Here is a 26592-nt window from a genome sequence, read left to right as displayed (position 1 = left end):
AACATAGGAGTCGACCGGCGGTGACGTCGGTGCAGACGACGTATTCTTCAGCCGAGCAGAACGGACCACCGTGCCACCGACGCCCGACTCCGGCGTGAACGCCCCCGGCGCCACCGATCCCGGCCGTATCCGCAACTTCTGCATCATCGCGCACATCGACCACGGCAAGTCGACGCTGGCCGACCGGATGCTGCAGCTCACCGAGGTCGTCGATCCCCGGCAGATGCGCGCGCAGTATCTGGACCGGATGGACATCGAGCGGGAACGCGGCATCACGATCAAGAGCCAGGCGGTACGGATGCCGTGGACCGTCCGCGCCGGTGAGCGCCAGGGCGAGTCGGCGGTGTTGAACATGATCGACACCCCGGGTCACGTGGACTTCACCTACGAGGTGTCCCGGTCGTTGGCTGCCTGCGAAGGCGCGGTGCTGCTGGTCGACGCGGCGCAGGGCATCGAGGCGCAGACGCTGGCCAACCTCTACCTCGCGCTCGAGAACGACCTGCACGTCATCCCGGTGCTCAACAAGATCGACCTGCCGGCGGCGCAGCCGGACAAGTACGCCGAAGAGTTGGCCCACCTGATCGGCGGGGATCCGGCCGACTGCATCCGGGTCTCCGGCAAGACCGGTGAGGGTGTCGCGCACCTGCTCGACGAGATCGTCCGCCAGTTCACTCCGCCGGTCGGCGACGCGGACGCGCCGGCCCGCGCGATGATCTTCGACTCGGTGTACGACGTCTACCGGGGCGTGGTCACCTACGTCCGGGTGATAGACGGGCGGATCGAGGCCCGGGACCGGATCAAGATGATGTCCACCGCAGCAGTGCACGAGCTGCTGGAGATCGGGGTCATCTCGCCTGAGATGATCAAGGCACAGGCGCTCGGCGTCGGCGAGGTCGGGTACCTGATCACCGGCGTCAAGGACGTCCGGCAGTCCCGGGTCGGCGACACGGTCACCATCAACAGCCGGCCGGCCAGCGAGGCGCTCGGCGGTTACAAGGACCCCAAGCCGATGGTCTACTCCGGCCTGTACCCGATCGACGGGTCGGACTATCCGGCGCTGCGGGAGGCACTGGACAAGCTCAAGCTCAACGACGCGGCGCTGGCCTACGAGCCGGAGACCTCCGGTGCGCTCGGCTTCGGTTTCCGCTGTGGCTTCCTCGGGCTGCTGCATCTGGAGATCATCCGGGAGAGGCTGGAGCGCGAGTTCAACCTCGACCTGATCTCCACCGCGCCGAACGTGGTCTACCGGGTGGTGATGGAGGACGGTACGACGATCACCGTCACCAACCCCAGCGAATACCCGGTCGGCAAGATCGCGGAGGTGCACGAACCGGTGGTCCGGGCCACCGTACTGACCCCGAACGACTTCGTCGGCGCGGTGATGGAGCTGTGCCAGGGGCGACGTGGCTCGCTGCAGGGCATGGACTACCTCTCCGCCGACCGGGTGGAACTGCGCTACACGCTGCCGCTCGCCGAGATCATCTTCGACTTCTTCGACCAGCTCAAGAGCCGGACCAAGGGCTACGCCTCGCTGGACTACGAGCCGTCCGGGGAGCAGCCGGCCGACCTGGTCAAGGTGGACATCCTGCTGCACGGCGAACCGGTGGACGCCTTCAGCGCCATCGTGCACAAGGACAAGGCCTACGGGTACGGCACGACCATCGCGGCCAAGCTGCGGAGCCTGATCCCGCGCCAGCAGTTCGAGGTGCCGATCCAGGCGGCGATCGGCAGCCGGGTGATCGCCCGCGAGACGATCCGGGCGATCCGCAAGGACGTGCTCGCCAAGTGCTACGGCGGTGACATCAGCCGCAAGCGCAAGCTGCTGGAGAAGCAGAAGGAAGGCAAGAAGCGGATGAAGATGGTCGGTCGGGTGGAGGTGCCGCAGGAGGCCTTCATCGCCGCGCTGTCGACCTCCGACGGTGCCACCGCGGACGGGAAGTCCGGCGGTAAGCGGTGAGCCGGCCGGTGCCCTCGCCGGCAGTGGCCGATTCCGGCGACGCCCGGGGGTACGGTCCGGCCGCCGCCTACTGCCCGAGGTGCGGCAACCGGCTGGCGGGCCCGCCACCGACGCGCTGCGGGCGCTGCGCGTACCAGTTGTTTCGTAACGCGCGGCCGGCGACCAACGTGATCGTGCTGGACGCGACGGGCAGCCGGTTTCTGGCCATCCGGCGGGCCCGGCCGCCGCGAGCGGGCTGGTGGGAGACTCCGGGTGGGTTCTGCGACGGCGCGGAGCACCCGGCGGCGGCGGCCGTACGGGAGTGTCGTGAGGAGCTCGGCGCCGAGATCGCGCTCGGCGACCTGGTCGGCCTCTACCTCGGGGAGTACGAGTTCCAGGACGAGGTGCTGACCGTGCTCGAATGCTTCTACCTCGCCACGCTCACCGGCGGACCGCTACGGCCGGACGCCGCCGAGGCGAGCGCCACCGCCTGGTTCCCGCTGGACGCGCCGCCACCGTTGGCCTTCGCCACCATGGACGCGGCGGTCCGGGACGTGGCGGCGTCGCTGCGGCGATGAGGCCGGTGGCGCACCGATGGGCGCGAAGATGCACACCTGCGGACGATGAACCGGTTTGGCCGTCGGGATGGCTGGGAACTTGACGGTCACCAAGGACAACACGACATCTCCGACAAGGAGGCAGGAAAATGACCGTTGCCGGCATTCTCTCCGCGCTCATCATCGGCCTGATCATCGGCGCGCTCGGCCGTCTGGTGGTCCCCGGCAAGCAGAACATCCCGATCTGGCTGACCATGCTGATCGGTGTCGGCGCCGCGCTGCTGGGCACCGTGATCGCCCGGGCCGCCGGGTTCGCCACCACCTCCGGGTTCGACTGGCGGGAGTTCTTCCTGCAGGTGGTGCTCGCCGCAGTCGGTGTCGCGCTGGTGGTCGGCGTCAGCGGCCGGCGCAGCGTGAGCCGGTACTGACCGGGCGGTACCGACCGGAGACACCGACGAACCGTCGGACGGACCGGCAGCGGGCCTGTCGGCGGCACCCGAACCGGATCTTCCGGTACGGTCGCCGCCGACAGGCCCGCTCTCGTCTGGTCCGATCAGCGTCCGGCGCGATCAGTGGTGGCCGTCAGCGATCAGTAGTGGCGGTCAGCGCAGCCAGGGGATGCTGCGGTCGAGCAGACCGCGCTCCTTGAGCTCCTTGCGCAGCGGGATCTCGTCGTCGATGTAGCCGTTCCAGTTGATGCCCCAGTAGTTGGCGGTGTGGGTGCCCTCGCCGAGCAGTTGGCGCTGCACCGGGGTGCGGTTGGCCCACCAGGGTCCGTCCTTGTCCAGCGGCATGTCGTCCAGCGGCCGGATCCAGCGGTACGTGTACCCGATGAAGAGCATCTTCCGGGTGACCGTCGACAGGTTCGTCGACCGGGAGTGCCACTGGCGGCGGTCGAAGATGAACGCGTCACCCGGGTTCGCGGTGATCTCCACGGTCCCTTCCGGGTCCGGGTTCTGCACCGTCAGGTCGTCCGGCCGGGGCAGCGAGTTCCACAGGTGGCTGCCGGGGATGACCTTGGTGGCGCCCCGGCCGTTCTCCGACAGGTCGGACAGGACGTAGGCCACCTTCAGCGAGAACATCGGCCGGGGCAGGTTCGGGTCCATGGTCTCGGGATCCGAGTTCTGCCGGTAGCCGTCCTGGTGCCACCCCCAGTAGGGCTTCTCCGGCTCCAGCGCCGGCGGCGTCACGTCCAGGTGGTTGTGGTGGGTGTAGATGTTCCAGCCGGCCAGCCCCCACATGTAGGGGAAGGCGATCGGGTGGGTGAGCAGGTCGCCGAAGAGCTCGTCGCGCTCCAGGAAGCCGAGCAGGTGCAGGGTGCCGTCGGCGGTGGTGTTACCGGCCGCCTTCTCCTCGGCGTACACCCGGTCCACCGCCGCCTCGAGCGCCGCCCGGTGGTCCTCGGTGAGCACGTTGCGCAGCAGCAGGAAACCTTGCTCGTGGAATTCTTTCCGGTCGATGTCACTGATTGCTTCGTAACCGGTTCGCCCACCGTAATCGAACACAGCTGTCCCGTCCCGTCGAGTTGATTCAGCCCATATTGGGCCCGGCGAACGGTGATCGTAGCCCGCTGACCTCCGTGCTGTGTGCGCTGCTTGCCGGCGAATCTGCGGGCTGCGCCATTGTCGAACGGGACATGAACCAATGGTGATTTTGTTATTACTTATAGTGAAGTTCTGCCTAGATAATGTGGCTGTATGGGTGTTACGCCGGATTTTGCGCTAACCGTCTGTTAAGGGATGCAACCTGTTCGCGGGTCGGCCCGTCAGGCGAAGACCTCCGCCACGACCTGTCCCGTCTGACCGCCGCCGTCGGAAATCGACGACCAACCACCCTCTTCGGCAGTCCATTCCTGATCAGCGAAGGTGACCCTTTTGACACCGTGATCAGTGGCGTGCGAAACGAGCCAATGGGCGTACCGCCAACCGGCCTGCTGGTCGTCCGCCGTGACGCTCAGCCCCGGGGCCTCCAGCGCGGACAGGACGGTTTCCAGGTCGCCCCAGTCCAGCCGCAGGCCGTCGGTGAGCGCCGCCGTGGCCGCGACGCCACGCAGCACCGGGTCCCGGTCGACCGAGCAGGACACCGCCCCCGTCGCCTCACCCAGCAACGCGGCGGTCAGCACCTGCGACTCGTCGGCCCACTTCTCGTACGCCTCGGGGAACGCCGACCGCTGGACCGCCTGCGCCGCGTCGGTCACCCGCATGTCCTGCCAGCCACGGACCCGCTCCAGACCCGCGTAGAAGGCGTTCGTGGCGTACCGGGTGTCCATGATCTGCTCCACGGTGCCCCAGCCCTGGCTGGGACGCTGCTGGAACAGCCCCACCGAATCCCGGTCGCCGCCGGTCAGATTGCGCAGCTTCGACTCCTGGAACCCGGTCGCCAGTGCGACGACCACCGCTCGCGGCGGCAACCCCCGCTGGACGCCGATCGCCGCGATCGTCGCCGCGTGCGCCATCTGCTCCGGGTCCAGCGTCACCCGGCGCAACTGCTCCGCACCGGCCCCCGGCATGGAATCGGGCAGTTCGACGACGCAACCCCGCGCCGTCCCGGGAAGCGACAGGTCACCGATCCACCGGCCCAGACCCACGCCACCGAGCAGAACGACCACCGCCAGCACCGCGGCCACGACCAGCAACGTCCGAGCCCGCACCGTCACCCCCAGTTGGAATTGCTGGGACCTTTGGTACACCAGTTAGCAATGTGCCGTCCAGCCACGGCGGAGCCGGCGCCAACGGCATTACGCGGTTACCACGTCACGCTGCCCGGTACCCACCACGGGTCACGCTTTTCCCGGAAGGCCCGGACGCCCTCGCGGCCCTCGTCGGACAGAAAGTAGTCGGTGGAGATCTCCCGCAACGCGGCGACGTCGTCGCGGAAGTCGTCCGGCACCGCGCGGCGCAGCAGTTGTTTGGTCCCGGCGAGCGCCGTCGGCGCGCCCCGCACCAGGTCGGCGCAGACGGCGGCCACCGTGGCGTCCAGCGCCTCGGCGGGGACCGCCACGCTGACCAGCCCGACCTGCTGCGCCCGTCGCCCGTCGAAGACCTCCCCGGTCAGGTACAGCTGCGCCGCCGCCCGGCGGTCCAGCCGGCGCAGCACGCTGGCGGAGATCACCGCAGGCACCACCCCGAGGCGTACCTCGGTGAACGCGAAGGTCGCGGCGGCGTCGCAGACGGCGATGTCGGCGGCGGCCAGCAGACCCAGCCCGCCGGCCCGGGCCGGGCCACCGACCCGGGCGACCACCGGCTTCGGGCACTCCCAGACGGCGGCCAGCACGTCGCCGAGCATCGCCACCGGGACCTGGCGTGACTCGTACGCCCGTTGGGTCTCGGCCAGGTCGGCCCCGGAGCAGAAGACCGGACCCTCGTGGCTGAGCACCACCACACGGACCTGTGGATCGTCGACGGCGGCCGCCAGTGCGGCGAGGAACTGGGTCATCAACGGGGTGGACAACGCGTTGCGGTTGGCCGGGCTGTCCAGGGTGATGGTGGCGATTCCGGCGGCGGTGGACGTCCGGATCATCGGCTGCGCGGACCTGGTGGGTCGGGGCTCATCCATGCCGGGCAGACTAGCCGTATGCCAGGAGCCCTCCCCGCCGGCGAGCCGGTGCCCGCCGACGGCGCGCTGCCGGCGTCCGCCCTCGCCGCTGGCGGCGACCACGGGTTCGGGGTGTACGTGCACGTCCCGTTCTGCGCGGTCCGGTGCGGCTACTGCGACTTCAACACCTACACCCCGACGGAACTCGGTGGCGGGGTACCGGCCGACACCTACCTCGACGCCGTACTGGCCGAACTCGACCTGGCCGGCCGGGTCCTGGCCGACCGGCCGCCCCGGCAGGTCGACACGGTCTTCGTCGGCGGCGGCACGCCCAGCCTGCTGCCCGCCGACGACCTGGCCCGGCTGCTCGACGCGATCGACGCCACCTGGGGGCTGGCGCCCGACGCCGAGGTCACCACCGAGGCCAACCCCGAGTCGGTCACCCCGGCGTCGCTGCGGGCGCTGCGCCGGGCCGGGTACACCCGGATCTCCCTCGGGATGCAGTCGACGGCGCCGGCCGTCCTCGCCGTCCTGGACCGCACGCACGCGCCGGGACGTGCGGTGGCCGCCGCCCAGGAGGCCCGCGCGGCCGGGTTCGACCGGGTCAATCTGGATCTGATCTACGGTACGCCGGGGGAGCGCGCCGAGGACTTCGCCGGCTCGCTGGCCGCCGTGCTGGCCGCCGGCGCCGACCATGTCAGCGCGTACGCGCTCATCGTGGAGGACGGCACCCGGCTCGCCGCCCGGATGCGTCGCGGCGAGCTGCCCTACCCCGACGACGACGTGGCCGCCGACCGCTACGTCGCCGCCGACGAGACCCTCGGCGGGGCCGGTTTCGCCTGGTACGAGGTTTCCAACTGGGCGAGCTCGGTGGACGCCCGCTGCCGGCACAACCTGCTCTACTGGACCGGCGGCGACTGGTGGGGGCTCGGCCCGGGAGCGCACAGCCACGTCGGCGGGGTCCGCTGGTGGAACGTCAAGCATCCGACGGCGTACGCGCGGCGGCTCGCCGACGGGCAGTCGCCGGGGCAGGGTCGGGAGCTGCTCACCGACGCCGAGCGGCACATGGAAGAGGTGATGCTGCGGCTGCGGCTGGCCGACGGGCTGCCGCTGGCCCGGCTGTCAGCGGCCGGTCGTGTCGCGGCCGGGCGGGCCGCCGCCGCCGGACTGGTCGACCCGGCTGCGCACGCCGCCGGGCGTGCGGTGCTGACCCGGCAGGGGCGGCTGCTCGCCGATGCGGTGGTCCGGGACCTGCTGCCCTGACCGGCGGCCGGTCGGCACCGGGCCCGGCACCGGCGGTCGGTCGCTCCCGAACGGGCCGGTTCGCTCCCGGACTCCGAGGAGCCCGGGAGCAACCGGTGTCACTTGATGAAGCTGGCCGACATCGGGTACTTGTACAGCGCACCCTCGTTGGCCTTCACCCCGGCGATGACGCCGAAGATGATCTGGATCGCGAAGACCACGATGCTCGGGATGAACAGCAGGCACCAGCTGATGAACAGCAGCACGAAGGCGATGCCCGACCAGAGGATCTGGAAGTTCAGCGCGGCGAGCGCGTGCGCCCGTACGGCCGGGGACTGCTGACCCTTGGCCAGGTAGGCGATCAGCGGGCCGACGAAGCCGAGCGGACCGAAGCTGATGAACGCGCCGAGCGCGCCACCGAAGTGGGCGATCAGTGCCCAGGTCTTCTCGTCGTTGTTGGCGTAGCCAGCCGGGGGTGGACCTCCATACGCCGGACCGCCGGGCGGGTAGCCCCCCGGCGGTGGGTAGCCGCCCGGAGGTGGGTAGCCACCCGGCGGGTTCTCGCCGCTGGGCGGCGGGACGTATCCGGGAGAGGAGGCCTCGCCCGGCATCGAGTAGGACGCGGGGGGTGGTGGCGGAGAGTTCGGGTCCGGCGGCGTGCCGCCGAAGCCGCTCTCTCCTGGTGGGCGAGGTGGTTCAGTCATGCCCGCCACGGTAGGGGGACGGATCAAGTCATGCCAGCTAGCCCCGCCGACGAATTTGTCCACCGGACAGCTCGACTTGACTGCCCGCCCGGGGTAGGCGGGACCGCCCACAACGATGAAATGTCGGGTATCAGAAACATTGTCCCGTTCGCTGTGGTCCGGCGAACCGATCGTCGCCACCCCGGCCGTGGGGACGTATGCTGGCACTCACAATCGGCGAGTGCCAGCACCACAGGTGATTCGGTCCGCCCCGTGCGGTATCCGGTCGGACCACACCCGGTCGGTGCGCCGCCGACGTGTCGCCAGGAGGTGGAGGATGGGTCTGGACGATCGCAAACTCGACGTGCTCCGGGCGATCGTGGAGGACTACGTCGCCACCCAGGAGCCGGTCGGCAGCAAGGCCCTCGTCGAGCGACACCAGCTGGGTGTGTCGCCGGCCACCGTCCGCAACGACATGGCCGTGCTGGAGGAGGAGGGTTACATCCGCCAGCCGCACACCAGCGCGGGCCGGGTGCCGACCGACCGCGGTTACCGCCTGTTCGTCGACCGGTTGTCCCGGGTGAAGCCGCTGAGCCCCGCCGAGCGGCGGGCGATCGAGCGGTTCCTGGCCGGCGCGGTCGACCTCGACGACGTCGTGCACCGGACCGTACGGTTGCTGGCCCAGTTGACCCGGCAGGTGGCGGTGGTGCAGTACCCGAGCCTGTCCCGCTCCGCCGTGCGGCACCTGGAGCTGGTGCCGATCTCGACGACCCGGCTGATGCTCGTCCTGATCGTCGACACCGGCCGGGTCGAGCAGCGCCTCGTCGAGCTGCCGGCGCCGATCAACGCCGACGACGTGACCGACCTGCGTCGGCTGGCCAACGAGAAACTCGGCGGGTGTCGGCTGTCCGACACCCCGCCGCTGGTCCAGTCGCTCGTCGACGAGGCGTCACCGACGCTGCGACCGGCGATGACGACGCTGTCGACCGTGCTGCTGGAGACGCTGGTCGAACGGCACGAGGAGCGGCTGGCGCTCGCCGGGACGGCTAACCTGACCAGAGGGGGACTGCTCGACTTCCAGGGCTCCCTGCGCCCGATACTGGAGGCACTGGAGGAGGAGGTCGTGCTGCTCAAGCTGATCGGCGAGGTCGAGCCGAGCACGCTTCGGGTACGCATCGGTGACGAGAACGAGATCGACAACCTGCGGGCCGCGTCAGTGGTCAGCACCGGCTACGGCCCGGGTGCCACCATCGTCGGTGGCCTCGGCGTACTCGGCCCGACCCGGATGGACTACCCCGGCACGATCGCCACGGTCCGCGCCGTGGCACGCTACGTCGGCGATCTGCTGGCGCAGAACTGACCGGCGAGCAGGATCAACCGACCCGGCGAACTGGACACGCGAGACTGACACATGAGGACACCGAACGCAGTGGCCAAGGACTATTACGGGATTCTCGGCGTGAGCCGGGACGCCTCCGCTGACGACATCAAACGGGCCTACCGCAAGCTGGCCCGGCAGTACCACCCGGACGTCAATCCGGACCCGGCGGCGGCTGACAAGTTCAAGGACATCAACGCCGCGTACGAGGTGCTCTCCGACGACCAGAAACGGCAGATCGTCGACCTCGGCGGTGACCCGCTCGCGCCCGGCGGCGGCCCTGGTGGCGGCCCGGGCGGTGCCGGACCGTTCGTCGGCTTCCAGGACATCATGGACGCCTTCTTCGGGGCCGCCGCCGGTTCCCGGGGGCCGCGTTCGCGCACCCGGCCCGGTGCCGACGCCATCCTGCGCCTGGAGCTGGACCTGACCGAGACCGCCTTCGGGGTGGAGGCGCCGATCACCGTCGACACGGCGGTGATCTGCACCACCTGCACCGGGGCCGGTACGGCGGCCGGCACCCATCTGGCGACCTGTGAGGCCTGCGGGGGGCGCGGCGAGGTCCAGTCCGTCCAGCGCACCTTCCTCGGCCAGGTGGTCTCCTCCAAGCCCTGCGTGGCCTGCCAGGGCTACGGCACGGTGATCCCGCATCCCTGCCCGACCTGCGCCGGGGACGGCCGGGTCCGTACCCGGCGGTCGCTCACCGTCAAGATCCCGGCCGGGGTGGAGGACGGCATGCGGATCCGCCTGGCCCAGCAGGGCGAGGTCGGTCCGGGCGGCGGCACCGCCGGTGACCTCTACGTCGAGATCCACGAGCGGCCGCACGACGTCTACTCCCGCAAGGGCGACGACCTGCACTGCCGGGTCACCGTACCGATGACCGCCGCCGCGCTGGGCACCCGGCTGACGATCCGGACGCTGGACAGCGACGAGCCGGTGGACGTCAAGCCCGGCACCCAGCCCGGCGCGACCCTGCGGCTGCGTGGTCGGGGGGTGCCCCACCTGCGCGGCACCGGGCGCGGTGACCTGTACGTCCACCTCGACGTGCGGACTCCGACCAAGCTCGACGCCGAACAGGAGCGCACCCTGCGCGAGTTCGCCAAGGCGCGGGGCGAGGAGGTCGCCGAGCTGACCAAGCAGGGCGGCTTCTTCTCCCGGATGCGCGACGCCTTCAACGGCCACGGCTGACCGGCGGCCGGGGCCGGGCGCGAGGTGAGTGCACCGCTGTTTCTCGTCGACCGGCTGCCTGACGGCCCGACGTACACCCTCGGCGGCGTCGAGGGCCGGCACGCCGCGACCGTCACCCGGCTGCAGGCCGGGCAGCAGCTGCTGCTTGCCGACGGGCGCGGTGGCACCGCGTACGCCGAAGTGACGGTCGCCGGCCGGCACAGCCTGGACCTTCGGGTGCTTGACACCCGCCACACACCCCCCGCCGACCCCCGGCTGGTGGTCGTGCAGGGCGTCGCCAAAGGTGACCGTGGCGAGCTGGCGGTGCAGGCGATGACCGAGGTCGGGGTGGACGAGATCGTCCCGTGGGCGGCGGCCCGGTCGGTGACCCGCTGGCGCGACGAGCGGGGGGCCCGGTCCCGGCAGCGGTGGGTGAGCACCGCCCGGGAAGCGGCGAAGCAGGCCCGCCGGCCCTGGCTGCCCGACATCGGCGGCACGGACGACCGTCCGGCGGAGTCCACCGGCGCGGTGGCCGACCGGCTGGCGGGTGCCGACGCCGCGTTCGTGCTGCACGAGTCGGCGCAACGCCCGTTGACCGGGGTCGACCTGCCGGCCACCGGCACCGTCGTGCTCGTGGTGGGCCCGGAGGGCGGGGTGGACGACGCCGAGTTGGCCGCCTTCGCCGCGTGCGGTGCCGAGGCGGTCCGGCTGGGCCCGCAGGTGCTGCGGACCTCCACGGCGGGTGTCGCGGCGTTGGCCGTCCTCTCCGCGCGGCTCGGCCGCTGGTGAAGCCGCTACCATCCGTGACGTGAGTGACAACTGTGTCTTTTGCCGGATCGCCTCGGGCGACCTGCCGACTCCGCTGGTGTACGCCGGCCGCAACACCGTCGCGTTCCGGGATTTGCACCCGCAGGCACCCGGTCACCTGCTGGTCATCCCGAAGCAGCACCATCCGGACGTCGCCGCGTTGGCGGCCGCCGACCCGGCGGTGGCGGCCGAGGTGCTGGCCACCGCCGCCGCCGTGGCCGAGGCCGAAGGGCTGCTCGCGGACGGCTTCCGGCTGATCTTCAACACCGGGCGGTACGCCGGCCAGGAGGTCTTCCACGTGCACGCCCACGTGCTCGGCGGCGCCCCGCTGGGCCCGATGGTGTCGCGGTGACCGACCCGGCGACGACGGCGTGGAAATGGACACGGTGCGTCCGACGTTGAGCGGATACGATAGGGAACAATCCGCTCGCCACGGCCGCTCAGGGCCGGGGCGCTGAGATGGAAGCAGGTGCGAAAGGCCCTCAGGCCGACCCATGACCGGCACTCCACCTCCCGGGCAGGCCCGGGTGCAGACCAGGATCACCGTCCCGGATCCGCAGATCATGGTCAACCTGCTCGGTGCAGGCGACGAGATCCTGCGGTTGGTCGAGCAGTCCGTCGCCAGCGACGTGCACGTGCGCGGCAACGAAATCACCATCACCGGCGTACCGGCGGACAACGCCGTGGCCGAGCGGCTCTTCAGTGAACTGCTCGAGCTCATCGCCAAGGGCGAGACGTTGAGCACCGACGCGGTCCGCCGTACCGTCGGCATGCTCGCCCAGGGCGGCACCGAACGCCCGGCGGACGTCCTCACCCTCAACATCCTGTCCCGTCGCGGCCGGACCATCCGGCCCAAGACGCTCGGCCAGAAACGGTACGTCGACGCGATCGACGCGCACACCATCGTCTTCGGCATCGGCCCCGCCGGCACCGGCAAGACCTACCTGGCGATGGCGAAGGCGGTGCAGGCCCTGCAGGCCAAGCAGGTCAACCGGATCATCCTGACCCGGCCGGCGGTCGAGGCGGGGGAGCGGCTCGGCTTCCTGCCGGGCACCCTCTACGAGAAGATCGACCCGTACCTGCGTCCGCTCTACGACGCGCTGCACGACATGCTCGACCCCGACTCCATCCCGAAGCTGATGGCGGCCGGCACCATCGAGGTCGCGCCGCTGGCGTACATGCGGGGGCGCACGCTCAACGACGCCTTCATCATCCTCGACGAGGCGCAGAACACCACCGCCGAGCAGATGAAGATGTTCCTGACCCGGCTCGGCTTCGGCTCCCGGATCGTGGTCACCGGCGACATCACCCAGGTCGACCTGCCCGGCGGCACGACCAGCGGGCTGCGGACGGTACGGGAGATCCTCACCGGCCTCGACGACGTGCACTTCGCCCAGCTGTCCAGCACCGACGTGGTGCGCCACCGACTGGTCAGCGACATCGTGGACGCCTACGCCCGGTGGGACGCCGACCGCGAGGCACAGCAGAATCAGGGCGTCCACGCGGTCCAGGGCCGGACCGCCCACGGCGGCCGGGCGAACCGGCGCCGATAGAGCTTCGGGAGAGACATGTCCATCGAGATCGCCAACGAGTCCGGGGTCGAGGTCGACACCGACGCGGTGCTCGCCGTGGCCCGCCACGCGCTGGACGAAATGGGCGTCAACCCGCTCGCGGAGCTGTCGTTGCTGCTCGTCGACCACGACTACATGGCCGAGCTCAACCACCGTTGGATGGGTGGCGACGGGCCGACCGACGTGTTGGCGTTCCCGATGGACGAGGGCAGTGTCGACCACGGGCCGGGCGAGTCCAGCCCGGGTGAACCCGGCCTGCTCGGCGACATCGTGCTCTGCCCCGAGGTGGCCGCCAAGCAGGCCGCCGCCGCCGGCCACGCCGCCGCCGACGAGCTGCACCTGCTCACCGTGCACGGCGTCCTGCATCTGCTCGGCTACGACCACGCCGAGCCGGACGAGGAACGCGAGATGTTCGACCTGCAGGCTCGCCTGCTCTACAGCTGGAAGGAAGCCCGGGCCAAGTGAACCCAGGCCATATGTCCGGCACCCCGCTGGCCGCCACGGCCGGCGCCGCGGGGCTGCCGGACCTGCAACTGCTGATCTTCGCTGCCGGCCTGGTGGTACTGGCCGGGATCATCGCGATGACCGAGGCGGCGCTGGTCGTCGTCTCGCCGGCCCGGGCGGCCGAAATGGCCCGGGACGGTAGCCGTAGCGCCCGCGCCCTGCAACTGGTCGCGGCCGACGCCGTCCGCCACGTCAACCTGCTGTTGTTGCTGCGGCTGCTCTGTGAGCTGACCGCCACCACCCTGGTCGCCCTCGTCGCCGTCGACACCTTCGGCGCCGGCTGGACGGCCGCGCTGGTGACCGCGGGCGCGATGACCGTGGTCAGTTTCGTCGTCGTCGGCGTCGGCCCGCGCACGATCGGCCGCCAGCACGCGTTCGCGGTGGCTCGGGCGACCGCACCGTTGGTGCGCGGGCTGGGGCGGGCGCTGAACCCGCTGGCGTCGCTGCTGATCCTGATCGGCAACGCGGTGACCCCGGGCAAGGGCTTCCGGGAGGGACCGTTCGCCACCCAGATCGAGCTGCGTGAGCTGGTCGACCTGGCTGAGCAGCGCGGCGTCGTCGAGCATGGCGAGCGGCAGATGATCCACTCCGTCTTCGCGCTCGGCGACACCATCGCCCGCGAGGTGATGGTGCCGCGTACCGAGATGGTGTGGATCGAACGGCACAAGACCCTGCGACAGGCGCTGGCGCTGTTCCTGCGCTCCGGCTTCTCCCGGATCCCGGTGATCGGTGACAACGTCGACGACGTACTCGGCATCATCTACCTCAAGGACGTCGTCCGCCGGGCCCAGTCCGCCGGCTCCGACGGCGACGAGCTGCCGGTGGTCGAGCTGATGCGCCCGGCGACCTTCGTCCCCGAGTCGAAACCCGTCGACGACCTGCTCTCCGAGATGCAGGCCGCGCGGACCCACATGGTCGTGGTGGTCGACGAGTACGGTGGCACCGGCGGACTGGTGACCATCGAGGACATCCTGGAGGAGATCGTCGGTGAGATCACCGACGAGTACGACGACGAGCGGCCGCCGGTCGAGCGGCTCGACGACGGCCGGGTCCGGGTGACCGCCCGGCTGCCGGTCGAGGACCTCGGTGAGCTGTTCGACGCCGACGTCACCGACGACGAGGTGGAGACGGTCGGTGGGCTGATGGCCCACGTGCTCGGCCGGGTGCCGATCCCCGGGGCGCAGATCACCGTCGCTGGTCTCCAACTGATCGCCGAAGGCACCACCGGCCGCCGCAACCGGGTCGACACGGTCCTGGTGACCCGGGTCGCCGCCGCCGACGACGAGCCGGTGGCGGACCGGCGAGCCGGCGGCTCGCCGTCGGCCGGGCGCGACGACCACCGTACCGACGAATCGATCCGTACCGAGGAAAGGCAGCATGCCGATGCCTGAGTCGCCGAGCGCCCCGACCGGGTCGCAGGCCGCGCCGTCGATCAGCGACGAGGACGCCAAGCTCGTCGTTCTGGCCCGCAGTGCGCGGGCCCGGATCGGCGCCGCCGAAGGCGCGGCGGTACGCGACCAGGACGGCCGGACGTACGCCGGGGCGAACGTCGCGCTGCCGTCGCTGACCCTCACCGCGTTGCAGTTGGCGGTCGCCTCGGCGGTGGCGTCCGGCGCGACCCGCTTGGAGGCCGCCGCCGTGGTCACCGAGGCGTCGACATTGGACGGCGCCGGGCATGCGGTGGTGCGTGACCTGGCCACCGACGCCCCCGTGCACGTCGCCGCCCCGGACGGGACGCTGCTCGGTACGGTGCTGCAGTGACCTCCCGTCGGTCGGCGTCCGCTGATCCGCCAGCGGCTGCTGGAGACGTTCGGCCGGCGTTCCGGGCCGGCTTCGCCTGCTTCGTCGGCCGGCCCAACGCCGGCAAGTCGACGCTGACCAACGCGATCATCGGCCAGAAGATCGCGATCACGTCCAACAAGCCGCAGACCACCCGGCACGTGATCCGGGGCGTGCTGCACCAGCCGCAGTCACAGCTGGTCCTGGTCGACACACCCGGCCTGCACCGGCCACGCACGTTGCTCGGCGAGCGGCTCAACGACCTGGTCCGGCAGACCTGGAGCGAGGTCGACGTGATCGGCCTGTGCATCCCCGCCGACGAGGTGCCCGGTCGGGGCGACCGGTTCATCACCGCCGAGATCGCCGAGCTCAAGGCGACCGTGCTGGCCGTGGTGACCAAGACCGACCTGGTCGACCGGGGTCGGCTCGCCGAGCAGCTGCTGGCCGTCAGCGAGCTGGGCGACTTCGCCGAGGTGGTGCCGGTCAGCGCCGCCACCGGACACCAGGTGCAGACGCTTGTCGACGTGATGACCCGCTATCTGCCGCCGTCGCCCCGGCTGTACCCGGACGACATGCTCACCGACGAGCCCGAGCAGGTGCTGATCGGGGAGCTCATCCGGGAAGCGGCTCTGGAAGGGGTCCGCGACGAGCTGCCGCACTCGATCGCGGTGATCGTCGAGGAGATGATCCCCGAGGAGTCGCTGATCCGGATCTTCGCCGACATCTACGTCGAACGACCGAGTCAGAAGGCCATCGTGATCGGCGCCGGTGGCAGCCGGCTGCGCGACGTCGGCACCCGGTCGCGGCGGGAGATCGAGCAGCTGCTCGACAGCCGGGTCTACCTCGATCTGCACGTACGGGTGGCCAAGGACTGGCAGCGCGACCCCCGGCAGCTGCGCAAGTTGGGCTTCTGACCAGGTCGACGGCGTGCGACTACGGCGATGCCGCAGCCGCCCGCGGCGTCACCGTTGGTCGATGGTGATGCTTCCGCTGCCGGTGCGGGCATCGATGAGATGCTCGCCGTCGGCGGTGTCCGGGATCTCCACGTCGGCGGTGCCGGAGCCGGTCTCGGTGCGCACCTGGTAACTACCGGGCGGGACGGTGACGTGCACCGACCCACTGGCGGCCTCGGCCCGGACCGGACCCGGGTCGGTCAGCGACAGGGTCACGCTGCCCGATCCGGCCGTCGCCATCACCCCGCCGCCGCCGAGGTCGCGGCCCTCGATCGAGCCGGAACCCGTGGTCACCGTGACCGGCCCGGCGGCCCGGCTCACCGTGATGCCACCGGAGCCGCTCTGCGCGGTCACGTCACCGGTGGCCCCGTCGACCGTGACCGCACCGGAGCCCACCGACACCGACACCGACGTTACGTCGAAGAGCATCACCTGGCCGGAGCCGTTCTCGCCGCGCACCGACACGCCCGGCGGGGCGTCGATGTCGTACGACACCCCGCACCGCCAGCCGCAGCCGGTGTCGAGCTCCAGCACGGTGCCGTCGATCCGGTACGTCGCCCCCGGCTCGGTGCGCTGGTACCGCACCGTCCGGCGGATCTCCACGGTGTCCCCGGGGCGGGTCCGCACGACCACGTCGCCGGAGCCGGGCGAGACGATGGCGATCTCGGTGATCTCGACGGTTTCCGTGTGGCGGAAGTCCAGCCGTCGTTCGCCGATCGGGGCGCAGCCGGCCACGGCGGCGATCAGCGTCGTCGCGAGCACGGCGGCGGTGGTACGGCGGCGTACGGTACGGGGGAGAAGCATGCGCCAGACGGTACGGTCGCCGTCGGGCCGGGCGCATCCGGCACGGTCACCGACCGGCCCCGGATCTCGACCCTGAGATCGGGTCAGGGTCGCCGGTCCGGGAGAATCGTCGGGTGCCCGGATACCGCCGCCAGCTCTACCGCGACGACGCGGTGGTGCTGCGGGTGCAGAAACTGGGCGAATCCGACCGGATCATCACCCTGCTGACCCGCCGGCACGGCCGCCTGCGGGCGGTGGCCCGGGGGGTACGCCGAACCACCTCACGGTTCGGTGCCCGGCTGGAGCCGTTCGGCCACGTCGACCTGCAGCTCGCCGGCAACCCGGACGGCGGCGGCAGTTCCCTGCACACGGTCAGCCAGGTCGAGGGACTGCACCTGTACGGCAAACGGTTCCTCGGCGACTATCCGCGCTACACGGCGGCCAGTGCGATCGCCGAGACCGCCGAGCGGCTCACCCCGGTGGAGCGGGAACCGTCCCTGCAACTGTTCCAGCTGACCCTCGGCGCGCTGCGGGCCCTCGCTGACGGCAGCCACGCCGGCACCCTGGTGCTCGACGCGTACCTGCTGCGCGGGATGGCGTTCGCCGGCTGGGCGCCGGCGCTGGTCGAGTGTGCCGTGTGCGGCAACCGGGGGCGGCACCGGGCGTTCTCCGTACCGGCCGGGGGGTGTGTCTGCCCGGACTGCCGACCACCCGGCGCGGCCCATCCGGCCCCGGCCACCATCGACCTGATGGCGGCCCTGGCCACCGGCGACTGGCAGGTGGCCGATGCCTCGGAGCCAGCCGCCCGCCGGGAGTGCAGCGGGCTGGTGGCGGCGCACCTGCAGTGGCATCTGGAGCGCGGGTTACGCTCGCTGCCGCTGGTCGACCGTTCCCCAGGAGACTGATCATGACCAAGGGCAGGGGCCTGCGCCCGCCGGTGGCACCGACTCCGCACCCGTCCGGTGCCCGGCCACCGGCGTTGCCGAAGCAGGCGTTGCCCGACCACGTGGCGATCGTCATGGACGGCAACGGGCGGTGGGCCAAGGACCGCGGTCTGCCCCGGACCAAGGGGCACGAGCAGGGCGAGTATTCACTGTTCGACACTGTCGAAGGTGCGATCGAGCTGGGGATCCCGTACCTGTCGGCGTACGCCTTCTCGACGGAGAACTGGCGGCGTTCACCCGACGAGGTCCGGTTCCTGATGGGCTTCAACCGGGACGTCATCCGCCGCCGCCGCGACCAGTTGGTCGACCTCGGGGTACGGGTGGTGTGGTCCGGGCGGGCCGGCCGGCTGTGGAAGAGCGTGATCTCCGAACTGCAGACCGCCGAGGAGATGTCCCGCCACAACAGCACACTCACGCTGCAGTTCTGCGTGAACTACGGCGGGCAGGCCGAGATCGCCGACGCCGCGGCGGCGATCGCCCGGGACGTGGCGGCCGGCAAGGTCGACCCGGCCCGGGTCAACGAGAAGATGCTGGCCCGCTACCTCTACCACCCCGAGGTGCCGGAGGTGGATCTGTTCCTACGGCCGTCCGGGGAGCAGCGGACGTCGAACTTCATGCTCTGGCAGTCGGCCTACGCCGAGCTGGTCTTCCTGGACACGCTCTGGCCGGACTTCGACCGCCGGCACCTGTGGTACGCCTGCGAGCTGTACGCGCAGCGGGACCGCCGGTTCGGCGGGGCGCTGCCCAACCCGGTCGCGCCGCAGGGCTGATCGCGCCGCAGGGCTGATCGCGCCGCAGGGCTGATCGCGCCGCAGGGCTGATCGCGCCGCAGGGCTGAGCCGCCCTGCCGTCGGGAAATCCGGGTGCGCCGGGGGAACGCAACCGTTAGCGTGACGGTCATGCGCTTCTGACGCCCACTTTCGCAGTGCCGCGACCGCCCGACGGTCGCCGTCGATCCGTGCCGCGCGGGTTCCCGCCGCCGGTCGGCACTGCGGGCGTCACGGTGTTCTCCGGCTTTCTGGTCCCGCCGTCGTGGACCTCGTCGGTGGCTGCGGCGCCCGCCTACCGCATCTCACCCGTCACCGCCGCGGGTTCGCGTGGCGGTTCGCAGCCAGGAGGTTCTCTCACATGGCGCAACGACCAGAACGAGACACGACGACGCCCGGGTTCACCGTGCCCGACGCCACCCCGGATGGACTCGCCCTGCCCGAGGTCGCCCTGCCCGTCGAGGTTCGGCACCCCGCCCGGGCCGTCGCGCCGGGCTTTGGCCCGCAGGCCAAGGGTGCCCGCCCGGACCGGCTCGCCGGCCGGGGTCAGCGCTCCGGAAAGGGGCGCAACTACCAGTTCCGGCGCAGCTGACCGCTGGCCTGGCCTTCCTCCGACCGGAGGCAGATGCGCTCCCCCGGCGGGTACGCCGCCCGCCGGGGGAGTCCGCCGGAGCGGAGCCCTGGTGAACGGGTGCCGGCACTGGCCGACGTCGAGGTGAACAGTGACTCCCCGCCTTCCGATCCCTTGATCTTGCTGCTAGCTTTTTGCCAGGAGTTTGCAACAGCAATTTTGAGGCGTTTGGGGGTCGGACGGTGGCAGCCACCCTGCTGGCGACCCGGGCGGACCTGCTCGGCGTCGCCGCCCAGCGGCGCCGCGCCGGGATCTGGCTGGTCGTCCTGACTGTCGGGCTGGTGGCCACCGCGCTGGTCGCCGTCGGCTCCGGCGCCATCGGGATCGCCCCGACGACCGTCGCCAGGATCATCGGACATCAGCTCGTCGGGCTGCCCGCCGAGGTGACCTGGAGTCTCCCGGAGCAGTCGATCGTCTGGCAGGTACGGCTGCCCCGGGTGCTGCTCGGCATGCTCGTCGGTGCCGGTTTGGCCGTGTGCGGCGTGGCGTTGCAGGCGATGGTCCGCAACGTACTGGCCGACCCGTACCTGCTGGGTATCAACTCCGGCGCCTCCAGCGGTGCCGCCGCGGCGATCCTGTTCGGCGTCGGTGCCGGCTTCGGCCAGTACGCCCTGTCCGGCAGCGCCTTCCTCGGCGCGCTCGCCGCGTCGTTGCTGGTGTTCCTGATCGCCCGCAGCGGCGGTCGGGTGACCTCGCTGCGGCTGCTGCTGTCCGGTGTCGCCGTCGGCTACGCGCTCTACGCCACCACCAGCTTCCTGATCTTCGCCTCCGGCTCGGCCGAAGGCACCCGGTCGGTGATGTTCTGGCTGCTCGGTTCGTTGGGCCTGGCCCGGTGGGACGCGCTGCTGGCAGTGGCCGCCATCGTGCTGGTCGGGACGACCGGGTACCTGACGATCGTCGGGCGGCGGCTCGACGTACTGGCCATCGGCGACGAGACCGCGCAGACCCTCGGGGTGTCGCCGGACCGGTTCCGGCTGCGTCTGCTGGTGCTCGTCTCGCTCAGCGTCGGCGTGCTGGTCTCCGCCGCCGGCAGCATCGGCTTCGTCGGGCTCGTCGTGCCGCACCTGGCCCGCCGGATCGTCGGCGCGGCGCACGTGCGTGTCGTCCCCGTCGCCGCGCTGCTCGGCGCGATCCTGCTGGTCTGGGCCGACGTCCTCGCCCGGGTCCTGCTCGCCCCGCAGGAGATCCCGATCGGGATCATCACCGCTCTGCTCGGTGCGCCGTTCCTGCTCGTACTCATCCGCCGGCTGCACGCCGCCGCCTGACCACGATCGCCCGGGGAGCAACGATGACGCCGATTCGTACCGCCGCCCTCGCGGCAGTGTCCGCGACCGCCCTGCTCGGTGCCGGCTGCGGCGGTGCCGGCGCCGGTGCCGGCACCACGGCCGCCGGCGACGGCTACCCGGTGACCGTCACCAACTGCGGCGTCGAGGTCACCTTCGACGCCGCGCCGGAGCGGGTCGTGCTGCTCAAGAGCGCTGCCGTGCCGTACCTGCACGCGCTCGGGGTACTCGACCGGGTGACCGCCCGGGCCGGCCAGTACCCGGCGGAGTACTACGACACGTCGACCCTCGCCGCGCTCGACGCCATCCCTTTGCTGACCGACAGGACCGACACCAGCGGTCACCTGCAGATCTCCAAGGAAGTCGTGATCAGCCAGCAGCCGGACCTGGTGCTCGGCGAGGTCGACAACCTCTCCCGGGACACCTTGTCGGCGGTGGACATCCCGCTGCTGGAGGAGCCGGCGATGTGCCCCGACAACACGGCCGTGCCGAGCTTCGACGACATCTACGCCCAGATGCGAACGTACGGCAAGGTGTTCGACCGCCAGTCGCAGGCGCAGGAGGCGGTCACCGCGTTGCAGGAGCGGATGGCCCAGGTCGAGCAGCAGGCCGGCGACGCGTCCGGGCGGACGGCAGCGGTGCTCTATCCGACCGTCGGCGGCGGGGTGACCTACGCCTACGGCACCGCCAGCATGGCGCACCCGCAGCTGGAGGCGGCCGGCTTCCGCAACGTCTTCGACGACGTACCGGAGCGGGTCTTCGAGGTCACCGTGGAGGAACTGCTCGGACGCGACCCCGACGTGCTGATCCTGCTCTACTCGGACGGTGACCCGGCGGCGGTGGAGCAGGGCCTGACCGGGTTGCCCGGTGCCGAGAACCTGACGGCGGTACGCACCGGCGAGGTGACGACCCAGCTGTTCAACTTCACCGAGCCGCCGAGCCCGCTGGCGATCGACGGGTTGGAGCGCATCGTGCAGCGCTTCGGGGCGGCGTCGTGATCACCGCGACCGGGGTCTCCTGGCGCTACGGAGCCCACCCGGTCATCGACGGGGTGAGCGTGACCGCCGGACCGGGCCGGGTGCTGGGTCTGATCGGCCCGAACGGCAGCGGCAAGACCACGCTGCTGCGGCTGCTCTACGGCGCGCTGCGCAGCGGTGGCGGGCGCGGCGGTGGCGGGCGCGGCGGTGACGCCGGGCAGGTCATGGTCGACGGCGACGACCTGTCCGTCCTGCCGGCCCGGGAGGTCGCCCGGCGGCTGGCCGTGGTGGTGCAGGAGGCCGGTGCCAACGAGATCGCCCTGACCGTCGCCGAGCTGGTGCTGCTGGGCCGGGGGCCGCACCTGTCGACGTTCCAGCGCACGAGTGCGGCCGACCACGAGATCGCGTCCCGGTGTCTGGCCCGGGTCGGTGCTGCGCACCTGGCGGCCCGCCCGGTCGCCGGCCTGTCCGGCGGTGAACGTCAGCGGGTGCTGATCGCCCGGGCACTGGCCCAGCAGGCCACCCACCTGCTGCTCGACGAGCCGACCAACCATCTGGACATTCGCTACCAGCACGAGATCCTGCAGCTGGTCCGCGATCTCGGCACCTGTTCGATCGTCGTCCTGCACGACCTCAATCTGGCTGCCCGCTACTGCGACGACCTGGTGCTGCTCGGCCGGGGCGGGGTGGTGGCCGCCGGCACCACCGGCGAGGTGCTCGACCCGGCCGTGCTCGAACCGGTCTACGGCATCGGCATCCGACGCCTCGACCTCGACGGTGCCATCCACCTGCTGTTCCACCCGCTCCACCAGATCATCGAGGAGAGGATCGCCGCGTGACAATACAGGACCGGATCAACGACTACTGGACCGGCCGTGCGCCGGGGTACGACGCGTACGTTCAGCGCCCGGAGCGGTTCGCCGCCGACCAGCAGGCCTGGTCGCAGGTCTGGGCGGCGGCACTGCCGCCGGCCCCGCTGGACGTGCTCGACGTCGGCACCGGCACCGGGCAGGCGGCCATCGTGCTGGCCGGGCTCGGCCACCGGGTCACCGGCATCGACCTGTCCGAGGGGATGCTGGAGCAGGCCCGCCGGCACGCGGCCGCGATGACCGACGGACCGGTCATCGCGTACGGCGACGCCGTCGCCCCGGACTTCCCGGCTGCCAGCTTCGACGCGGTGACCAGCCGCTACCTGATGTGGACCCTGCGTGAGCCGCAGATCGCCGTGGCCAACTGGGTGCGTCTGCTGCGGCCCGGCGGCACCGTCGCCGTGGTCGACAGCACCTGGTTCCCCGACGGGCTCGACAACGCCTCGGAGAACTTCGCCGACCACTACGACGACGAGGTGCGCGCCGCGCTGCCGCTGGCCACCGCGAAATCCATCGACCAGATGGTGGCGGTGCTGGAACAGGCCGGGCTGACCGGGGTCACGGTCACCCCGTTGACGTCGATCCTCGAACTGGACCGGCGGTTCGGGGTGGCACCGGACCACGAGCTCCAACTGCAGTTCCTGATCAGCGGCCGGCGCTGACCGCAGGCCCTGCCGAGTGGTTCGAGGGCGGGCGGGGTCCCTGGTGAGCGGCGACGGTACGCGGTACTCACCGCGTCTGGCGCGCCAAAGACCTTCGAGTGGTGCGTGCCGTCGAGCCCCTACCCGGTGCGGTTCTCGTCGTAGCGGTCCGCTGATGAATTGCCATGCGGCGAAGGCGGCGCTGGCTGGGAGGACGTGACTCACGGCGCGTCTCGCGCGCCAGGTGCCAGGACCAGGGTGTACGGCTCGGGTCCGTCGGCTTCGTTGTCGGGGTCAGGCTCCTCAGGCGGGAGCGCCTCCGGTGCTGGCCACAGGCTGTGACCAGCACCGGAGGCTGGATAGGCGGGTGTGTGATCAGTGCTTGTCCGCGCAGCAGGGGGTCGGATCGGGCAACTCGAACGGGGCGATCCGACCGGCCCCGACCGGCGCGGCGATCAACGTCAGCACGCCGTTGATCCACACCGGTCGGACAAAGTCCCGGGTCACCAGTCGGGTGTCGCCGTCCGGTTGAGCGCCGCCGAGCAGGGTCACCTGCTCGATGGCGCTACGGTCCAGCAGATCCGCGACGCGCAGCTCACCGACCAGCGACTCGACCCCGGGGTAGAGCACCGCCCGACCCGAACGACGCTCCCGGTGCTCGGTCGCCGCCACCTCCGCCGCCGAGGCGAACTCGGCGGCGGAAGCAGGCAGACCGTCCGGTAGTCCGTCCGGGGCGGCCAGGCTGATCGCCACGTGCGGGCGCGGCGTTCCGACCAGATGAGTGCAGGCGACGAGTCCGGGCACGCCCGCCGGCCCCACCACGTCGTGCAGCCAGTGTTCGGCGGCGCGGTCGTCGGCGTGCCCGAGACTCACTCCAGTGACGATCATGGCGGCGGCGGTCAGGACGGCAGGACCCAGATCGGGTTGCCGTAGAACCACAGGTCCAGCCACGGGTCGGCGTCTCCCATCACGTCCATCGCCGGGCCGGCCGGGTCGACGGCGGCACCCAGCAGGCCGGGTGCGCTGCGGTTGCCGTCGGTGCCCCGCACCCGGATGTACATCGGCCGGTCCACCCGCCCCAGCGGGTAGCTGAACGACACCCGCTTACGGCCGGGCTGCACCTCGAACGAGGCGGCCACCCGGGCGGTCGGCGCGGTGAAGGTGTCCGCGTCGGTCACCGGGCCGGTGACGTCGCCGACGATCAGGTCCACCCGGGCCAGCTGCGGCACGAACTGCGCCCAGTTCGGTGTGGTGGCCAGGTCGATGTCGAGGGTCACCACGACCGACGTACCGCTCTTGACCTTCAAGGTGCCGCCCAGCGTGGCTCCCGCGCCCGGACGCTGGTCGCCCTGCCGACGGACCCGCATGTCCAGGCCCCGGATCAGGCCACCGTGGTCGACCCAGACCCGGCCGGCCCGGATGGCGTCCATCACCGCCCGGTAGCCGAACGCCTTGGCGCCGACGTGGGTGCGGCTGTACTGGCCGGGCCAGAAGTCGCCGGCGGTGGTGATCAGCGGGCCGTACACCGGGTCGTTGTACTTGCCGTTGGCGTTGAAGTCGCTGTTCGGCCCGCGCATCGACGTACCCAGGTAGTTGATGTGCGAGTCGGAGTTGGCGCTGATCCACCATGGCTTGCCCTCGGCGAGCAGGCTGTCCCAGAGCCCGCCCACGGTGGCGGTCATCCAGTCGAACCCGCCCCAGGTGCGGTAGCTCTCCAGCGGGTAACCGGGGAACGACGCCGCCGACGGGCTGCCCTCGTAGTAGCCGCGACCGCGACCCGGGCCGTTCGGTGCCGGCAGGCTGGACGCCTGGTGTCCGGGCGCGCCCTCCATGCCGACGGCCACCGTCGGGTCGGCGTCGCGCCAGGCGCGGATCTCGTGCGGCGAGTCGACGCCGCGCCGCGACGGGTGGTTGGCCAGGAACAGCGCGCCACCGATCCGGCGGTTACGGACCTCCTCACCGAGGAACTTGATGCCGGCGATGGCGAGCGCCTCGTTCTCCGGGCTCGGGCCGCTGGTGCCGGTCACCGAGCCGTCGTAGTCGGTCTCGAACTGCTTGAGTACGGCGACCTCGTTCGGCCCCGGCTGGACGAAGACCGTGCCGTGCTCGGCCGACGGGATGTTCCACTCCAGGCCCTGGTAGATCAGCAGGTCCTTGATCTCCTGGCGGGTGGCGACGATGTCCGGGTTGACCTTCTCCACGCCGATCCGGGAGTGGGTGACGTTGCCGTGGTCGGTGATGACGATCCAGTCCAGACCGTACGCGCGGGCGTGCTTGGCCTGGTCGACCACCCGGTACATCGCGTCGGAGCTGTACTGGGTGTGGATGTGGTGGTCGCCCGCCAGCCAGACGAACTCGCCGTCACCGGTCGACGCGCCGCCGGCCGAGGTCTCGTCGTCGGCGGCCGGGGCGGCGTGCGCGGCGTGCCCACCGGCGAGCACCGTCGCGGCGGCACCGGCGCCGAGCAGCCCGGCGTTGCGCAGGAAGCTGCGCCGGGACGCCTCGGGCCCGGAAAGCTCCGCGTCCGGCACCGACAGGTCGAGAGCGGCCGGTACGTCAGCACCGGTCGCGGCGTGATCGTGGCTGTGATGGTGGTGGTGGTGTCCCATTCCTGCTCCGCCTCGTAGATCAACGTGGTCGCGGTCAATCTCGTGCAGGTGGGGAAACAGCAGGCGACGCGTTGCCGTCCCGACGGCACACGGGGCGTGAAAGCGTTGCCATGTGTGCATTGGTTCGACCGGTAGTGACCTGCGGATCCACCGAACGGACCCGGCCGTGCGGTCCGGTCGTCACGGACATCGGCCGTGCGGTCCGGTCAGCCTGCCCCGACCGCCAGCCCGGTCGCCAACGACAACGCGGCCACGGCGGCCGCGCCGACGACGAGGACGACGTCGGCCATGCCGAACCGCTGCCGACGGGCGCTCGTGCGCACGACCTCGGAGTCGAAACCCCGCGCGTCCATCGCGGTGGCCAGCCGGGTTCCCCGGCGGATCGCCAGCACCAGCAGGCCGAAGCCGGTGGCGGCGAACAGCCGCAACCGGCGCAGCGGGTTGCGGCCCGGGTCCACCCCACGTGCCCGACGGGCCATCGTCAGCAGCTGCCACTCCGCGCTGAGCATCGGCACCATCCGGAAGGCGGCGAGCGCACCGATGGCGAACCGCGGCGGTGCCTTGGCGTTCTGGATCAGCGCGTCGGCCAGATCGGTCGGGTCGGTGGTGGCGAAGACCAGCACTCCGGGCAGCGCGACGGCGAGCAGCCGCAACGCCAGGCCGAGCGCGGTGATCAGGACCCCGGTGGTCAGCAGCAGCGGCCCGGCGGCCAGCAGTACGGTCCCGGACCGTTCGGCGGCGAACAGCAGCAGGGTAACCAGTAGGCCGGCCGCGCTGACCAGCACCGGAAGCATCCGTCGTGCCACGGTGCGGTAGCGCAGCCCGAACAGCGGAATCACCGCGACCTCGACGGCGAGCGCGATCGCCGGGGTGAGCGGATCCAGGGTGGCCAGCAGCGCCACCGAGAAGATCAACGCCGCGACGAGCTTCGCCACCGGGTTGCGCCGGGCCAGCACCGCCGGCCGTACCGCACCGGCCAC

Annotated in this window: 28 protein-coding genes; 20 read left to right on the top strand and 8 right to left on the bottom strand. The window is 71.3% G+C overall.

The window, feature by feature from the left end:
• Positions 1 to 70 precede the first annotated feature (70 nt).
• The 3 genes from lepA (at position 71) to O7623_RS11700 (ending at position 2921) form a co-directional block, all read left to right on the top strand.
• The gene (lepA, locus tag O7623_RS11710) at positions 71 to 1957 is read left to right on the top strand and encodes a translation elongation factor 4 (protein ID WP_282228642.1); all 1887 of its coding nucleotides are present in this window, start codon (positions 71 to 73) and stop codon (positions 1955 to 1957) included.
• A gap of 8 nt (positions 1958 to 1965) precedes the next feature.
• Positions 1966 to 2514, top strand: coding sequence for an NUDIX hydrolase (locus O7623_RS11705; protein WP_282228641.1), 549 nt, complete (start codon positions 1966 to 1968; stop codon positions 2512 to 2514).
• A gap of 128 nt (positions 2515 to 2642) precedes the next feature.
• Positions 2643 to 2921 (top strand): GlsB/YeaQ/YmgE family stress response membrane protein, encoded by a 279-nt coding sequence (locus O7623_RS11700; protein WP_282228640.1) that lies wholly within the window; start codon positions 2643 to 2645, stop codon positions 2919 to 2921.
• A 174-nt stretch (positions 2922 to 3095) separates the two neighbouring features.
• Here O7623_RS11700 and O7623_RS11695 read toward each other — a convergent pair whose 3' ends face one another.
• From O7623_RS11695 to O7623_RS11685, 3 genes are all read right to left on the bottom strand, one after another.
• Positions 3096 to 3998 (bottom strand): phytanoyl-CoA dioxygenase family protein, encoded by a 903-nt coding sequence (locus tag O7623_RS11695; RefSeq protein ID WP_282228639.1) that lies wholly within the window; start codon positions 3996 to 3998, stop codon positions 3096 to 3098.
• A 260-nt stretch (positions 3999 to 4258) separates the two neighbouring features.
• Positions 4259 to 5143 (bottom strand): hypothetical protein, encoded by an 885-nt coding sequence (locus O7623_RS11690; protein ID WP_282229388.1) that lies wholly within the window; start codon positions 5141 to 5143, stop codon positions 4259 to 4261.
• A 95-nt stretch (positions 5144 to 5238) separates the two neighbouring features.
• A complete protein-coding gene (locus O7623_RS11685; RefSeq protein WP_282228638.1) occupies positions 5239 to 6048 on the bottom strand; it encodes an enoyl-CoA hydratase-related protein in 810 nt (269 codons plus the stop codon).
• A gap of 18 nt (positions 6049 to 6066) precedes the next feature.
• Here O7623_RS11685 and hemW point away from each other — a divergent pair, with 18 nt between their 5' ends.
• Positions 6067 to 7290, top strand: coding sequence for a radical SAM family heme chaperone HemW (hemW, locus tag O7623_RS11680; protein ID WP_282228637.1), 1224 nt, complete (start codon positions 6067 to 6069; stop codon positions 7288 to 7290).
• 98 nt (positions 7291 to 7388) lie between these two features.
• On the opposite strand, the gene O7623_RS11675 is transcribed toward hemW, so the two are convergent.
• On the bottom strand, positions 7389 to 7973 hold the full coding sequence (locus tag O7623_RS11675; protein ID WP_282228636.1) for a DUF4870 domain-containing protein: 585 nt from the start codon (positions 7971 to 7973) through the stop codon (positions 7389 to 7391).
• Between the two features lie 316 nt (positions 7974 to 8289).
• Between O7623_RS11675 and hrcA the strand changes: the two genes are divergently transcribed.
• The 9 genes from hrcA (at position 8290) to era (ending at position 16069) form a co-directional block, all read left to right on the top strand.
• Positions 8290 to 9312 (top strand): heat-inducible transcriptional repressor HrcA, encoded by a 1023-nt coding sequence (gene hrcA / locus O7623_RS11670; RefSeq protein ID WP_282228635.1) that lies wholly within the window; start codon positions 8290 to 8292, stop codon positions 9310 to 9312.
• Positions 9313 to 9381: 69 nt separating this feature from the next.
• The gene (dnaJ, locus tag O7623_RS11665; RefSeq protein WP_282229387.1) at positions 9382 to 10515 is read left to right on the top strand and encodes a molecular chaperone DnaJ; all 1134 of its coding nucleotides are present in this window, start codon (positions 9382 to 9384) and stop codon (positions 10513 to 10515) included.
• 24 nt (positions 10516 to 10539) lie between these two features.
• Entirely contained in the window at positions 10540 to 11283 is a 744-nt protein-coding gene (locus O7623_RS11660) for a 16S rRNA (uracil(1498)-N(3))-methyltransferase (RefSeq protein WP_282228634.1), read from the top strand.
• A gap of 19 nt (positions 11284 to 11302) precedes the next feature.
• Positions 11303 to 11653, top strand: coding sequence for an HIT domain-containing protein (locus tag O7623_RS11655; protein WP_282228633.1), 351 nt, complete (start codon positions 11303 to 11305; stop codon positions 11651 to 11653).
• Between the two features lie 142 nt (positions 11654 to 11795).
• On the top strand, positions 11796 to 12854 hold the full coding sequence (locus tag O7623_RS11650; protein ID WP_282228632.1) for a PhoH family protein: 1059 nt from the start codon (positions 11796 to 11798) through the stop codon (positions 12852 to 12854).
• Positions 12855 to 12869: 15 nt separating this feature from the next.
• On the top strand, positions 12870 to 13337 hold the full coding sequence (gene ybeY, locus O7623_RS11645) for an rRNA maturation RNase YbeY (protein WP_282228631.1): 468 nt from the start codon (positions 12870 to 12872) through the stop codon (positions 13335 to 13337).
• 11 nt (positions 13338 to 13348) lie between these two features.
• A complete protein-coding gene (locus tag O7623_RS11640; RefSeq protein WP_282229386.1) occupies positions 13349 to 14767 on the top strand; it encodes a hemolysin family protein in 1419 nt (472 codons plus the stop codon).
• Positions 14760 to 15137: a cytidine deaminase gene (locus tag O7623_RS11635; protein ID WP_282229385.1), complete on the top strand. Its 378-nt coding sequence runs from the start codon at positions 14760 to 14762 to the stop codon at positions 15135 to 15137. Before O7623_RS11640 ends, O7623_RS11635 begins: the two co-directional genes overlap by 8 nt.
• Positions 15134 to 16069 carry a GTPase Era gene (gene era / locus O7623_RS11630; RefSeq protein WP_282228630.1) on the top strand — a complete coding sequence of 312 codons (936 nt, stop codon included), beginning with the start codon at positions 15134 to 15136 and terminating at the stop codon, positions 16067 to 16069. The genes O7623_RS11635 and era overlap by 4 nt, the downstream gene beginning before the upstream one ends.
• 48 nt (positions 16070 to 16117) lie before the next feature.
• On the opposite strand, the gene O7623_RS11625 is transcribed toward era, so the two are convergent.
• Positions 16118 to 16912 (bottom strand): DUF4097 family beta strand repeat-containing protein, encoded by a 795-nt coding sequence (locus O7623_RS11625; RefSeq protein ID WP_282228629.1) that lies wholly within the window; start codon positions 16910 to 16912, stop codon positions 16118 to 16120.
• Positions 16913 to 17025: 113 nt separating this feature from the next.
• Here O7623_RS11625 and recO point away from each other — a divergent pair, with 113 nt between their 5' ends.
• From recO to O7623_RS11590, 7 genes are all read left to right on the top strand, one after another.
• Positions 17026 to 17796: a DNA repair protein RecO gene (recO, locus tag O7623_RS11620; protein WP_282228628.1), complete on the top strand. Its 771-nt coding sequence runs from the start codon at positions 17026 to 17028 to the stop codon at positions 17794 to 17796.
• Positions 17797 to 17798: 2 nt separating this feature from the next.
• The gene (locus O7623_RS11615) at positions 17799 to 18605 is read left to right on the top strand and encodes an isoprenyl transferase (protein ID WP_282228627.1); all 807 of its coding nucleotides are present in this window, start codon (positions 17799 to 17801) and stop codon (positions 18603 to 18605) included.
• A gap of 358 nt (positions 18606 to 18963) precedes the next feature.
• Complete coding sequence (locus tag O7623_RS11610; RefSeq protein WP_282228626.1) at positions 18964 to 19194, top strand: hypothetical protein; 231 nt, start codon at positions 18964 to 18966, stop codon at positions 19192 to 19194.
• Positions 19195 to 19415: 221 nt separating this feature from the next.
• Complete coding sequence (locus tag O7623_RS11605; protein ID WP_282228625.1) at positions 19416 to 20498, top strand: iron ABC transporter permease; 1083 nt, start codon at positions 19416 to 19418, stop codon at positions 20496 to 20498.
• Positions 20499 to 20521: 23 nt separating this feature from the next.
• The gene (locus tag O7623_RS11600; RefSeq protein WP_282228624.1) at positions 20522 to 21514 is read left to right on the top strand and encodes an ABC transporter substrate-binding protein; all 993 of its coding nucleotides are present in this window, start codon (positions 20522 to 20524) and stop codon (positions 21512 to 21514) included.
• Positions 21511 to 22332, top strand: a complete 822-nt coding sequence (locus tag O7623_RS11595; protein WP_282228623.1) for an ABC transporter ATP-binding protein — start codon at positions 21511 to 21513, stop codon at positions 22330 to 22332. Before O7623_RS11600 ends, O7623_RS11595 begins: the two co-directional genes overlap by 4 nt.
• On the top strand, positions 22329 to 23024 hold the full coding sequence (locus O7623_RS11590) for a class I SAM-dependent methyltransferase (RefSeq protein WP_282228622.1): 696 nt from the start codon (positions 22329 to 22331) through the stop codon (positions 23022 to 23024). The genes O7623_RS11595 and O7623_RS11590 overlap by 4 nt, the downstream gene beginning before the upstream one ends.
• 354 nt (positions 23025 to 23378) lie before the next feature.
• On the opposite strand, the gene O7623_RS11585 is transcribed toward O7623_RS11590, so the two are convergent.
• The 3 genes from O7623_RS11585 to O7623_RS11575 form a co-directional block, all read right to left on the bottom strand.
• The gene (locus O7623_RS11585) at positions 23379 to 23891 is read right to left on the bottom strand and encodes a hypothetical protein (protein WP_282228621.1); all 513 of its coding nucleotides are present in this window, start codon (positions 23889 to 23891) and stop codon (positions 23379 to 23381) included.
• A gap of 11 nt (positions 23892 to 23902) precedes the next feature.
• Positions 23903 to 25612 carry a PHP domain-containing protein gene (locus tag O7623_RS11580; protein WP_282228620.1) on the bottom strand — a complete coding sequence of 570 codons (1710 nt, stop codon included), beginning with the start codon at positions 25610 to 25612 and terminating at the stop codon, positions 23903 to 23905.
• A gap of 206 nt (positions 25613 to 25818) precedes the next feature.
• Complete coding sequence (locus tag O7623_RS11575; protein WP_282229384.1) at positions 25819 to 26592, bottom strand: energy-coupling factor transporter transmembrane component T; 774 nt, start codon at positions 26590 to 26592, stop codon at positions 25819 to 25821.

It is taken from the genome of Solwaraspora sp. WMMD791, assembly GCF_029581195.1.
Lineage (GTDB): Bacteria > Actinomycetota > Actinomycetes > Mycobacteriales > Micromonosporaceae > Micromonospora_E.
This window is presented reverse-complemented; position numbering and strand designations above follow the sequence as displayed.